This is a genomic window from Brevibacterium permense (genome assembly GCF_025506275.1).
Lineage (GTDB): Bacteria > Actinomycetota > Actinomycetes > Actinomycetales > Brevibacteriaceae > Brevibacterium > Brevibacterium permense_A.
On record NZ_QYCP01000087.1, the window covers coordinates 19,595 to 31,564 of the forward strand.

10 protein-coding genes and 1 tRNA gene are annotated in these 11,970 nt (G+C 64.9%); 7 read left to right on the plus strand and 4 right to left on the minus strand.

The genetic code is table 11. The features are described from left to right. Positions 1 to 57 precede the first annotated feature (57 nt). Positions 58 to 759, plus strand: a complete 702-nt coding sequence (locus tag D3I60_RS09615; RefSeq protein ID WP_262775941.1) for a MerR family transcriptional regulator — start codon at positions 58 to 60, stop codon at positions 757 to 759. A 9-nt stretch (positions 760 to 768) separates the two neighbouring features. Here the strand turns inward: D3I60_RS09615 and D3I60_RS09620 are convergent, their stop codons facing one another. Further along, positions 769 to 2,715, minus strand: coding sequence for an LPXTG cell wall anchor domain-containing protein (locus D3I60_RS09620; RefSeq protein WP_262775942.1), 1,947 nt, complete (start codon positions 2,713 to 2,715; stop codon positions 769 to 771). Positions 2,716 to 3,454: 739 nt separating this feature from the next. Between D3I60_RS09620 and D3I60_RS09625 the strand changes: the two genes are divergently transcribed. Both D3I60_RS09625 and D3I60_RS09630 read left to right on the plus strand, forming a co-directional pair. Further along, positions 3,455 to 4,825, plus strand: a complete 1,371-nt coding sequence (locus tag D3I60_RS09625; protein WP_262775944.1) for a PrsW family intramembrane metalloprotease — start codon at positions 3,455 to 3,457, stop codon at positions 4,823 to 4,825. 9 nt (positions 4,826 to 4,834) lie between these two features. Then, on the plus strand, positions 4,835 to 6,025 hold the full coding sequence (locus tag D3I60_RS09630) for a MarP family serine protease (RefSeq protein WP_262775945.1): 1,191 nt from the start codon (positions 4,835 to 4,837) through the stop codon (positions 6,023 to 6,025). A 6-nt stretch (positions 6,026 to 6,031) separates the two neighbouring features. Here D3I60_RS09630 and D3I60_RS09635 read toward each other — a convergent pair whose 3' ends face one another. The 3 genes from D3I60_RS09635 to upp form a co-directional block, all read right to left on the minus strand. Beyond that, positions 6,032 to 6,973 carry an endonuclease/exonuclease/phosphatase family protein gene (locus D3I60_RS09635; RefSeq protein ID WP_262775946.1) on the minus strand — a complete coding sequence of 314 codons (942 nt, stop codon included), beginning with the start codon at positions 6,971 to 6,973 and terminating at the stop codon, positions 6,032 to 6,034. Positions 6,974 to 7,048: 75 nt separating this feature from the next. Further along, positions 7,049 to 7,867, minus strand: a complete 819-nt coding sequence (locus tag D3I60_RS09640; protein ID WP_262775947.1) for a winged helix-turn-helix transcriptional regulator — start codon at positions 7,865 to 7,867, stop codon at positions 7,049 to 7,051. Between the two features lie 286 nt (positions 7,868 to 8,153). Beyond that, on the minus strand, positions 8,154 to 8,792 hold the full coding sequence (gene upp / locus D3I60_RS09645) for a uracil phosphoribosyltransferase (protein ID WP_262775948.1): 639 nt from the start codon (positions 8,790 to 8,792) through the stop codon (positions 8,154 to 8,156). 73 nt (positions 8,793 to 8,865) lie between these two features. On the opposite strand from upp, the gene D3I60_RS09650 reads away from it, so the two are divergent. From D3I60_RS09650 to D3I60_RS09665, 4 genes are all read left to right on the plus strand, one after another. Then, positions 8,866 to 9,417, plus strand: coding sequence for a tRNA adenosine deaminase-associated protein (locus D3I60_RS09650; RefSeq protein ID WP_262775949.1), 552 nt, complete (start codon positions 8,866 to 8,868; stop codon positions 9,415 to 9,417). 32 nt (positions 9,418 to 9,449) lie between these two features. Then, positions 9,450 to 9,881 (plus strand): nucleoside deaminase, encoded by a 432-nt coding sequence (locus tag D3I60_RS09655; RefSeq protein WP_262776090.1) that lies wholly within the window; start codon positions 9,450 to 9,452, stop codon positions 9,879 to 9,881. Between the two features lie 63 nt (positions 9,882 to 9,944). Further along, positions 9,945 to 10,035 (plus strand) — tRNA-Ser (locus tag D3I60_RS09660). A 287-nt stretch (positions 10,036 to 10,322) separates the two neighbouring features. Continuing rightward, the gene (locus D3I60_RS09665; protein ID WP_262775950.1) at positions 10,323 to 11,783 is read left to right on the plus strand and encodes an NCS2 family permease; all 1,461 of its coding nucleotides are present in this window, start codon (positions 10,323 to 10,325) and stop codon (positions 11,781 to 11,783) included. Positions 11,784 to 11,970 lie beyond the last annotated feature (187 nt).

The window sequence follows — 11,970 nt, forward strand, 5'->3', positions numbered from 1 at the left end:
CTTGAAGTGCTTATGTCGGGTTTTTGTCGGGAGGTGATCACTCTGCGCACTGCGGACGTGGCTACCCTCAGCGGGTATTCGGCGCAGCAGATCCGTCAGCTCGAATCCCGCGGTGTCATTCCCGCAGCCGCACGGGAGGACAATGGCTACCGGCGGTATTCAGACGTGCATGTCAGTGCGTTGTCCGTATACCGTGATCTTGCTTTCGCCTTCGGCCCTGTTGCGGCCCGATCGGTGATGACCGAACTTCCGCGGCTCGATCAACGTGAGGCGATCGCCCTTCTCACCGGCAAAGTGACTGAAGTGGACGAGCATCGACGTCAGGTCATTGCAGCACGCTCGATGCTGCTCTCGATCCGGTCAGAAGCTGAAACTGCCGGCGAGCATGCGGGCGAAACGACCGACGAATCGATGACGATCACCGAACTTGCTGAGTCGGTGGGCGTGCGTGCATCCACCTTGCGATACTGGGAATCAGAGGGACTGACTACCCCGCACCGGGTGGGCTCCGGAGCTCGAACCGCGCGTCTCTATCGGTTCGGAGCGATCAGAGATGCAAGGATCACTGCCGCGCTGCGGTCCGGAGGGTACGGCATTCACGAGATCCGCGAAGCTTTGGCAATGATGCGAGGGCTCGGTGATACGAGTTCGATGCTCGCCGCACTCGACGACAGACTGGACGATCTGGCACTGCGTGGGGCGGCGGTCTTGCGAGCCGGGGGTGTTCTCGCCGGGACGATCGGCGGAGAACACCCCTGAGCTCACTTCTCAGTCCTTCTCGCGGCGGCTGCCGGAGATCAGCAGGATCGTTGAGCCGAGTCCGACTAGGACGATGCCCAGGCCGATGAGCATGCCGTTGCCTGTCGTGCCGGTGCGGGGCAGCTCACCGGATGGTGCCGGGGCCGCCGGAGTCTCGGGCGCCGCGGGAGTTTCCGCGACCGGTGCGGCCGGTGGGGTGTCCGGCTTCTCCGGGGCTTCGGGAGCCTCGGGCCGTTCCGGCTGTTCCGGGGGAGCCGGAGGCGTGCTTGGCTCCTCGGGCGGACGGTGGACGGTCTCGGCAGGAACGCCCCAGTCGCTCGTCCACGCCTTGTTGACGTCGCTGCCCTCGATCGTCGTCACATAGGTGACCCAGCCGACAGGCATATCGATCGGCTCCGTGTCGATTTCGACGCGGCCGTTCTCGTCGGCGTTGACGGTGAAGTCCTGTACGGACAGCTCGGTGCCGTCGGACTCCTTCGACTGCTCTGGTTTGGTCTCCATATGGTAAGCGGTGATGGTGAGAACGGCTTCGGAACCCGGCCGCAGACCGGTCACCGCCACCTCGTCGTGGGTCGATGTCCCCTCGAGCACCGCCTCGGTGTCGGCGGTCGGAGTCCACGGGACGAATCCGGTCTCGCGGGGTTGGCCGTGGATTCCCCTCCATTCCTTCGTTGCCTTGTCTCCGGCGATCGTCTCGGTGAAGTACAGCCAACCGCGGAAGTCCTCAGGCACGGTGACCTCGTCGGACGTGTGGGTGCCGTTGCCGACGTTCTTCGAGGTCACGGATCCGATTTCGCGGGCGTCATCGTTCTTGATGCCCTGCCTCGGTGCCGTCGCGGTGTGCCACAGGGTGTGTTCGACGGTGACGGCGTGGTCGCCGATGAGGCCGGAGACGGTGAATTCGTCGGTGACTGTTTCACCCGGTGTCGGTGTCTGGTCGGAGATCTCGGTGGTCACCTTCGGCTGGGAACTCAGCTCCAGTGACGCCTTGTCCGTGACGGAATCGGGGGTGTCCGGGGTGATGACTCGCTGTACCCGCGTGCCGGACGTCGGTTCGAAGACGCGCACGGTCTGCGGGGCGACCTTCGCCGAGGCGGTCACGGACAGAGTGCCGGGGGCGCTCGCCTGCAGTGTCGTGGCCACGGGTTCCTTCCCCGAGGTCACGGTCGTCGGGGCTTTGGTCGTGCCGGTGGTCTTGAGCGTGACGGGAACGTCGGGGATCTGTGCACCAGAGGCGCTGAGCAGGGAGACCGTCAGCGTCGCCTCATCGGTGGGAGTGCCGAGGACCTTGCCTTTGCCGGGGCCATCCTTGCCGGCGCTGTCCTTGCTGCCGGCAGGCGAGTCGGAGGCCCGGGAGTCAGGAGAAGAGGCGGACTCCGGGGCGTCATACGGTTCGAGCACGGGCATGCGCATGACCGGCTCGAGGCTGATGTCGAGGGTGTAGGGGCCCGCCAGTTTCTTCGCCTCGGCGAGGATCGTCGAGTGCTTCTTCGCGGCCGCCGCGAACTTCTTACCGAGTTCGGCCGGCTTCTGTGGCGGCACCGTGTGATCGTGGGGGAGTGCCTTGTCGAGGCGGGCCATCGCGCTCAACGCGGCCTGCACATCCTTCGACGCGGATCCGGCATATTCGTGCAGTGCCCACGCTGTGCGAGCTGAGGTGACCGTGTCGGCCTTCGCGTCCTTGAAGTACTTCGGCAGCGGAGACTTCTTGCCCGCATCGATGCAGTAAGCGGAGGTGTCGGGGAAGGTCCGGTAGGAGCCGTACCAGGTCTTGCCCTGTTTCGCATGGTGCCAGATGCCCGGTCCGTATGCGCTGGGTGCGGAGTGCACCGGAACTTCGCCGAGGCCGACCGGCGGTCCCGCGGCCATGGCCGGTCCCAGCCCGATGAGCGAAGCGATTGTGAGGACGGTGAGGAGCAGCGCGGTGCGCAGCGATGCGAATCTGAGAGTAATCATGGACCGATTCGACACGGGGAGCCTCTTGTCGCACTAGGGGAGGTTCGAGGGGCTGTGGATACTGCTTTGAGCATCCACAGGATGTGACGTGCGAGTGGGCGAGGTGCTGGTCGGTGGAGGGAGGGGAGTGGCCCCGGGAAAGAACGACAGCATCGGGCGCGTGTGGCGGGTGATGCCGACCGTCGGACGACGATCGTGGGTGCAGGGGCGGTCTGACGGTCGTCTGGTTCCTCCGCCGACATCGAGTCGACGAAACTGCGCCCGTCCACAGTCGAAAATGGTTGAGTGGGGCGTGGGAGGTCGTTCGAAGAACGTGACAGTCGGCTGAAGTGTTGCTGGACGGATACACGACGAGGCCGTCGACGGTGGGCTTCGACTCTAGACTGAGGTGAGCGGATTTTCCCCCATTGCAGAAGGACAGACTATGTCGGCACAGAACGGTCCCGGTTCCCAGAGACCGCAGCCGCCCCAAGTGCAGGGCCCACCGAACCCGAACCTTCCCCCTGCGCAGGGACAGATGCCGCAGCAACCGGGCCAGGCCGCTCCGCAGCAGCCGCGTAGTCCGCAGCAGGGTCAGCCGCAGAGTCATGATCGGTTCCGGCCGCGACCACAGGGGTCGCAGCAGGCACAAGTCCCACAGCAGGCGCCCGGTCGATCCATGCCGCCGCAGAACCAGCCGCCTATGCAGGGACAGCCGATGCCGCATCAGGGACAGCCGATGCCGGGTCCAGGACGACCCATGCAGCCTCAGATGCAGCCGGTTCCCGGGCAACCGGTGATGTATGCGTCCCCGCCTGCGCATGCTCGCGTCTATGCTCAGCCGCGGTTTGCCCCGACGGTGACGCAGGAGATGCGGATCCGCGCAGGAATGCAGGCGCCCCAACAGGTCGTCACCGACACTCCCTGGACCGGTGCCGTGCGGAAGGCACAACCGGAGGCCGCACCTGATTCGACGGGTAACATCGTTCGCCTGGTCGCCGCGATCCTCGTACTCGTCGGGCTTGTCATCGGACTGGCACTACTTGCCCTGCTCGGCGGACTGAGCTTCGGCGTCCGCCTCTTCGGTCTCATCGGACTCGCGGCGATTCCTCTTCTCGGCATCATCGCCTATGTACTGTGGCTCGATCGATGGAGGCCCCAGCCGAAGCTGCTCTTGGGCATCTGCCTGCTCTGGGGTGCCGTCGCCTCGGTCATCCTCACCCTCGGCTTCTCACTCGTCGGCGAGGTCGCGCTCTATATGATCGGCATCAATGGTGTGCCCGACGTCATCGGTGCGGTGGTTCAAGCTCCGATCCTCGAGGAATCGACGAAGACCGTCCTCCTTCTCGTCATCGTCCTCGCCGCCCGGCGCCACTTCGAAGGGCCCCTCGACGGACTCGTCTACGGTTCACTCATCGGTGCGGGCTTCGCCTTCACAGAGAACATCCTCTACCTCGGCCAGTCGTGGAACGACGGTGAACTTCCGGGACTGGCAGTGACATTCGCCATGCGCTGCCTCGGATCGCCGCTGCTACACACGGCGTTCTCAACCTGCGCTGGCGTGTCGATCGGCCTTGCCGCCCGCAAATGGCCGTGGTGGTCACTCATCCTCATGTGGCTGCCCGGACTTGCACTCGGCATGGTCCTGCACGGCTTCTGGAACGCCTCGATGACGTTCCTCGGTGTTCTCGGCCAAGCAACCCGCGACGTGATGGGCGGAATGCTTCCGCAGATCATCGGCCTCATCGTCCTCAGCGCCATCCTCTCCGCGGCCTGGGTCACTCTCGGGATCATCCTGCGCCGCAGCGAACGCATGCACACTCAGAACATGCTCGGCGACTATGCGAACTCCGGTTGGCTCACTCATGCCGAGGTCGACATGCTCGGAACCTGGAAGGGCCGGAAGAACGGACGCGACTGGGCGAAGTCGTTCCCGGGCGGCAAGGAGGAGATGAAGACCATGATCCGCACCTCCGGCAAGCTGTCGACGACGCGGATGCGCGTACTCGCAGGAATCGGCGGCGAACAGGAACGCAAGATCGAACGGGCCGAACTCCAACAGTTCGCCGACGCTCGTGAACGTCTGCTCGCGGCCTCCAAACAGGCCGCCTCCCAACAGACAGTGCGGTAAGTTCCAGCGGTGACGATCTTCGACATTCTCCTCATCGTCCTCGGCATCGGGGCGCTCTTCGCCGGGTTCCGCCAGGGCATCATCACCGCCCTCGGAACCGCGGCGGGCTTCATCGTCGGCTGGATCCTCGGCCGATTGCTCTCCCCGCTCGTCGAATCGCTGAGCGCCGGCACCGACGTCATGGACAACCCGGGCGTGCTCATGCTGCTGGCCTCGATGCCGTTGGTCCTCGGCGTCCTCTTCGCCTTCGCCGGCAGCGGGATCGGGGCGTGGATCAAGAACACGATGGACTCCGACCTCGGCCAGGGCATCGACGCCGTCGGCGGCACCGTCACCGCCGGAATCGTCTATGTCCTCGTCATCTGGCTCGCCGCAGGATTCATCCGCACCACCCCGCTCGTCGAACCCAACCGCTGGGTCGCCGACTCCTCCGTCATCGCCGCGATCGACCGAACCATTCCCTACTCCTCCCAGAATGCGGCGGGCGGACTGGCGAAGGGACTGAGCGCCTCCGGGTTCCCTCAGGTGTTCTCCGGGCAGCCCGAACAGATCAGCGGGGTCGGAGAACCCGACGAAGGCATGGTCGATGTCGGACGCAGCGTCGAGGACTCGGTCGTCAAGATCACGACGACGGCCACCAGCTGCGCCACCGGTTCGGAAGGCTCCGGCTTCGTCTACGAGGACGGACTCGTCGCCACCAACGCCCACGTCGTGGCCGGCTCCACGGAACTGGCCGTACAGGTCGGGGGCAAGGGCAGGCCCTACCGCGCCGAAGTGGTCGAATTCGACGCCGAAGCCGATGTGGCCGTGCTCCGGGTCCAGGGTCTCGAGGCTCCCGCCCTCGACTTCGGCAACGGACTCGGACCGGGCGATGACTCCGTTGTCGTCGGATTCCCCGCGAACGGGCCCTATACGATCTCACCGACTCGAGTGCGGGAGAAGATCAACGCCCGCGGACTCGACATCTACGATTCGCAGTCGGTCGTCCGCGAAGTCTATGCACTGCGCGGAATCGTGAGGGAAGGCAATTCTGGCGGTCCGCTCATCGACGCCGACGGAAACGTCGTCGGCATGGTCTTCGCCCGCTCCGCCACCGATGACGAAACCGGCTACGCCCTCACCCGAGCCGAGATCGCCGACGAACTCGACGCCGGTGCCGCCGAGCGCACACCGCAGCCGACAGGCCAGTGCACGAACTGAGTCCGACTACTTGAGGTCGAGTCCGGCGAGGACGGCGCGGTGGTCGCTCGATCCGCGTTCGAGAACCTCGTCGGAGGTTGCGTCGAAACCGCGGTAGAGGACATGGTCGAGCCGGGTGACGGGGAACTGGGAGGGCCAGGTGAAGCCGAAGCCGCCTCGGGCCTCTTCCCGGGTATCCTGCAGCGGCGGCACCAAGGTCTCCATATTGTTGTCCGTCGTCGCCGTGTTGAAGTCGCCGGCGACGACGACATGTTCGGCACCATCGGTCTCCACCGTCGTGGCAAGGCGGCGCAGAGCGGCATTGCGCATAGATTCGTGGCCCGGTCGCACCGAAGGCATATGCACGGCATAGAAGCGGATGTCACCGTGATCGGTCGAGATCGTGGTCGCGAACGCGCGCGGCCACTGCAGGCCGAGGTCGACCTCCTCGGGCTCCGACATCGGCCACTTCGACCATACGCCGATGGTGTCGACGACCTGCGAATGCTCGAACGAGGAGTCGAGCTCCTTGTGGATGATCTTGCCGGACAGGGATTCGAGTTCCTGGATCGTGACGATGTCCGGATCACGGTCGACGATGTTCTGCGCGGCAGCCGTGGGCTGCGGCATCCTCGCCCCCACATTGTGGGTGGCCACAGTCAGGTCCGGATCACCGGAATCCTCATTCGGCAGCAGTGCGGGGCCGAACATCCCCGTCCACACCAGAGCGGGCACGAGGAATCCGATGGCCGAGAGCCACGAGAAGCGGATGAGGAATATGAGCAGCACGAGCGCGAGGAAGATTCCCGTCCACGGCAGCACCGATTCGAGGATGAGCGCGATGCCCATCCGCGTCGGCAGCAGATCGTGGAGAAGCAGGAATGCCGCATAGAGGATCCCGAAGATCAATGCGGTGATGCCCTTCGCGGGGCTGTGCCTTCTGCGCGGTGAGGAATATGCCTGGTTCATCGATCAACGATCTTAACCGGGAAGTCTGGCCCCACGCTGGAAGCGACTTGCGACGCGGCTCACAGCCGCACGACGTCAGCGACGCGCAGTCGCGCTCCACACCGTCACATCGGGGTGGGTGTCGTAGCGATACCCCGAACCCCTCATCGTGCGCACCACGGAGGCATATTCGCCGAGGCGGCGCCGCAGTCGGCGGATGTGGACGTCCACGGTGCGTTCGTCGGGTACCTCACTGCCGGACCATACCGCGGTGATGAGGTCCTCACGGGGCAGGGTCTCATCGGCATGGGAGACGAGGGTGGCGAGCAGGTCGAATTCCTTCGTGGTGACATCGACGAGGTCGCCGTCTATGCGGACCTCGCGGCGGGGGATGTCGATGCGCAGACGTTCGCCGGTGGCCTGGGTGTAGGCGTCGCCGGCCCGTCCGCCGAAACCGCGGGGCGCGGGAGCCGCCGGAGCGGCCTCCTCGCGCAGGGCCGGCGGGTGGATGCGGTTGGGAATGCGCGAACGCACGGGGCCGTGCGTCGCCGCCGGTGCACCGGTCGCGGCGGGGGAGCCGTTGGCCACGGCTCGCACGGCGTCGATATCGCTGCCGCGGCCCTCCGGTGCCAAGGCGATGACGGCCTGGGTCTCGGCCTGGCTGGCGAGTTCCTTGGCGTAGGCCTGCAGCTCAGCGGCGATCGCGGAGAGGTTCGTGCCGTCGGCGGCGGCCTTGGTCTCATCGAGTCCGATGTAGACGATGATTCCGCGGGCGGCCTTCGGCGAGGGGACGACTCCGGCGGGCCCGTAGGTGTGCGGTGGGTTCTGCGGGTCGACTGCGCTCAACCTGGCTCCTGCACGTCGAGTGGCCACTGCACTGCGGGGGTGGACGTAGGCGGGTTCTGGATTCGGCATAGCTGTCCTTTGCTCCGACCATGAGGTCGATATGACTGGAAGAGTCCGCTGCTTGAGTGAACTCGTTCGAGGCCGGACAGCGGGAGTGCGATCACCGACCACGAACGCAGGGCATACACTTATGTGCGCCCGGCATTCGCATCTGATGGATCGTCGAAGTCATGACTTCATTATTTGTCACATAACTTCGGCCGCGCAAAGGAAAACCCGAAAATGAGACGACTGTGACGAAATATGACGTTACAGTCGCCGAGGTCGACGACCGAAATCGTCATCCGCTGGGCCGTCAGTCGACGATTCCGTACATCCGGTCCCCGGCATCGCCGAGTCCGGGCACGATGTAGCCCTTCTCGTTGAGCTTCTCATCGAGTGCCGCCGTGTACACCTTCACCTCGGCGGAATCGCTGTAGTCGCGCTCGATGCGCTGGACGCCCTCGGGGGCGGAGACGAGGCACACGGCGGTGACGTCGCGAGCTCCGCGAGCGAGCAGGAAGTCGATGGCCATGGCCAGGGTGCCGCCGGTGGCGAGCATCGGATCGACGATGAAGATCTGCCTGCCGGTGAGGTCATCGGGCAGGCGATCGGCATAGGCACTGGGCTCGAAGGTCGTCTCGTCGCGGACCATTCCGAGGAAGCCCACCTCGGCGGTGGGCAGGATGCGCAGCATTCCGTCGAGCATGCCGAGTCCGGCACGCAGGATCGGGACCACGACGGGGCGGGGTTCGGCGATGCGGGTGCCGATGGTCGTCATCACCGGAGTCGAGATCTCCTTGTCCTCGACGGCCACCGACCGGGTCGCCTCATAGGCCAGCAGCATGACGAGCTCTTCGGTGAGCTGTCGGAAACGAGCGGAATCCGTATTCACATCGCGCAGAGCGGTGAGTTTGTGGGCGATGAGCGGGTGGTCGGCTACGTGAAGATGCATAACCCAAATGGTACGGGAGAACTTCGGGCTTAAGGCAGTGGTCAACGCGGGGCGAAGCGTTCACAATGGAGGCATGTCGTACTTCACTGAGATCCTGGCCGATTCCGGCGATGGCTTCCGCGCCCTCGATGTCGACGTCCGTGACGCGAACGACCTCGATGACCTCATCGATACGATGCGTTCGGCAGCCGGCGATGACGGAGAGGCCGTGGCCGTCATCGAACACGAAGACGAATGGTTCGGGCTCGTGCGCCTGTGCCGGAACAATGAGATCAAGGTCTTCCTGTCCGACCTCGCCGCGGTCGAAGCGAGCCCGTTCGCGGAGATCTTCGCCGACTTCCTCGACTCCCGTCCCGACGCCTATGACGCCGAGCCCGAAGAGGACTTCGGTGCCGAGGATGACGAAGCCGCCGTCGACGAGGAGGACGACGAAGACGAGGTCGAAATGCTCGAGTTCGACGCCGATGCCGAATGGGGCGGTGACGCCGATATCTACTCCGACCGCGGAGTCCCCGCCGCCACCCTGATCGACCAGGTGGAAAGCTATCGGTCCGACCCGGCCCGCGTCGTCGCCCATGTCGGTGAGACCGTCGGCTTCGCTGATCAGCTCGAGGCCGCACGCTGACCGCTGCGTCCGTGACCCGGCTCGATGAATGGATGGGTCATGCGCTCGCCGAGGCGGCCCTGGCGCCCGCTCATGACGACGTTCCCGTCGGGGCCGTGGTCATCGACGGTGCCGGTGGGATCCTCGGGCGCGGTCACAATCGACGCGAGATCGATGCCGACCCGCTCGGCCACGCCGAACTCATGGCGATCTCAGCCGCCGCCTCGGCGAGGGGCGAATGGCGCTTGGACGGCTGCACCCTCGTCGTCACGCTGGAACCGTGCGTGATGTGCGCCGGAGCCCTCGTCGGCGCCCGCATCGACAGGGTCGTCTTCGGGGCCTATGACGACAAGGCCGGGGCGGTCGGCTCGGTGTGGGATCTGCTGCGCGACCGCGCCGCACTCCACCATCCGGAGGTCACCTCGGGCGTCCGGGCGGAGGAGAGTCGGGCCTTGCTGAGGGAGTTCTTCGCGGCCAAACGCTGACGTGTCCCAGCTCACGGCGAACCGATTTGGACGCAGAAAGTCCACCGCTGTACAGTTGTCGGCGGTGGCGTGTCCGAGCGGCCGAAGGTGCAACACTCGAAATGTTGTGTAGGGCAACCCCCTACCGTGGGTTCAAATCCCACCGCCACCGCCAAGGGAAACCCCTGATCAGACGTTTCTGGTCAGGGGTTTCGTCTGCCCTGTCGAAGGATGGCATCGGCGCGGGCAGAGGTGTGATGATTGACACACCAGGGGCTAGCGGCGAGACTTGCTCGGTGAAACAGAAAGAGTTTTCCAGGATATGGAATTACTTTTCGGTATCCCGGTCCGGTATCCGGGCCTGAATACTCGACTGTTTCATTGCGCATGTTCAAGGCGCAGGGCCGACGACGATGATGTCGCCGGCTGACCAAATCGAACAACCTGAGGTGGTCCATGAAAATGGCTGACAACGACCAAGCGGTGCAGACCGCATCTTCGAGACCGGGGCTTCTCGACAAATTCTTCGAAATCACCGATCGAGGCTCGACGATCAGACAGGAGATCCGCGGAGGCATCGTCGCCTTCGTCGCGATGGCCTATATCGTCGTCCTCAATCCGCTCATCCTCGGCGGTTCCCAGGACATCGCCGGTGACAGCCTCGACTTCGCCCAGCTGACCGCGGTCACCGGGCTCGTCGCCGGCGTCATCACGATTCTCTTCGGCGTCGTCGCCCGACTGCCCTTCGGTCTGGCCGCAGGCCTGGGGATGAACAGCTTCCTCGCCGTTTCCGTCGTCCAGGAGGTCACCTGGGCCGATGCGATGGGGCTGGTGGTCATCAACGGCGTCATCATCGTTGTTCTCGGTGCCACGGGCATCCGCACCGCGATCTTCAACGCCGTCCCACATGCGCTGAAGATCGCGATCACTGTGGGCATCGGACTCTTCATCGCCTTCATCGGCTTCGTCAACGCCGGGTTCGTCACCCGCACCCCGGCCGGCCCACCCGTCCAGTTGGGGCAGGACGGATCGATCGGCTCCCTGCCGACGCTGGTCTTCGTCTTCGCGCTCGTCCTCATCGGCATCCTCGTGGCGCGGAGGATTCCCGGCGGCATCCTCATCGGCATCATCGTGGCCACGATCGCCGCGATCGTCATCCAGGCGTTCGCGAAGCTCGGCACCGTCGGCGACCCGGTCAATCCGGACCCGCTGGGCTGGAACCTCTCAGCTCCGGAATTCCCGAAACAGGTCATCGCCCTTCCCGACTTCGGTCTCATCGGCGCCTTCGACCTCGTCGGCGGCTTCCAGCACATCGGAGTCCTCGCAGCCACGATGCTCGTGTTCACCCTCGTGTTCACGAACTTCTTCGACGCCATGGGGTCGATGACCGGACTGGCCCGCAGCGCCGGGCTGCAGACCGAGGACGGAATGTTCCCGCGCATCCGCGGAGCCTTCATCGTCGAAGGTCTCGGCGCGGTCTTCGGCGGCGGTGCCTCCGCATCGTCGAACACGGTCTTCGTCGACTCCGCAGCCGGAATCGCCGAAGGCGCACGCACGGGTCTGGCCGCCTGCATCACCGGTGTGCTGTTCCTGCTGTCGATGTTCTTCTCACCGCTCATCGCCGTCATCCCGATGGAAGCCGGAGCCGCTGCGCTCGTCGTCGTCGGCGCCATGATGGTCACGCAGATCCGTGAGATCGACATGACCGACTTCCGCACCTCGCTGCCGGTCTTCCTCACCATGGTGACGATGCCGCTGACCTATTCGATCGCCAACGGAATCGGCGTCGGATTCATCTCCTGGGCACTCATCCACGCCATGAGCAACCGTGCCCGCCAGGTCCACTGGCTGCTGTGGGTCGTCTCGGCCGGATTCGTCCTGTACTTCGTTCGCGGCCCGATTTCGGCTATCTTGGGGGCATGAGAACAATGGTTGGACACTCAGCTTGGGGAAAGGGTCAGATCGCCCACGGGGCTTGACCTGCGGGGACGTCCAGTCCCCTCTTCCGCGTTCTTCTGCGCTGTTCGCATGGATAACCAGAGGCTCGAAGAACGAAGCAAATTGTTCCAACCATGCACTGTGCGCCTCAGTGGAGAGGCGCGGGAGGTGT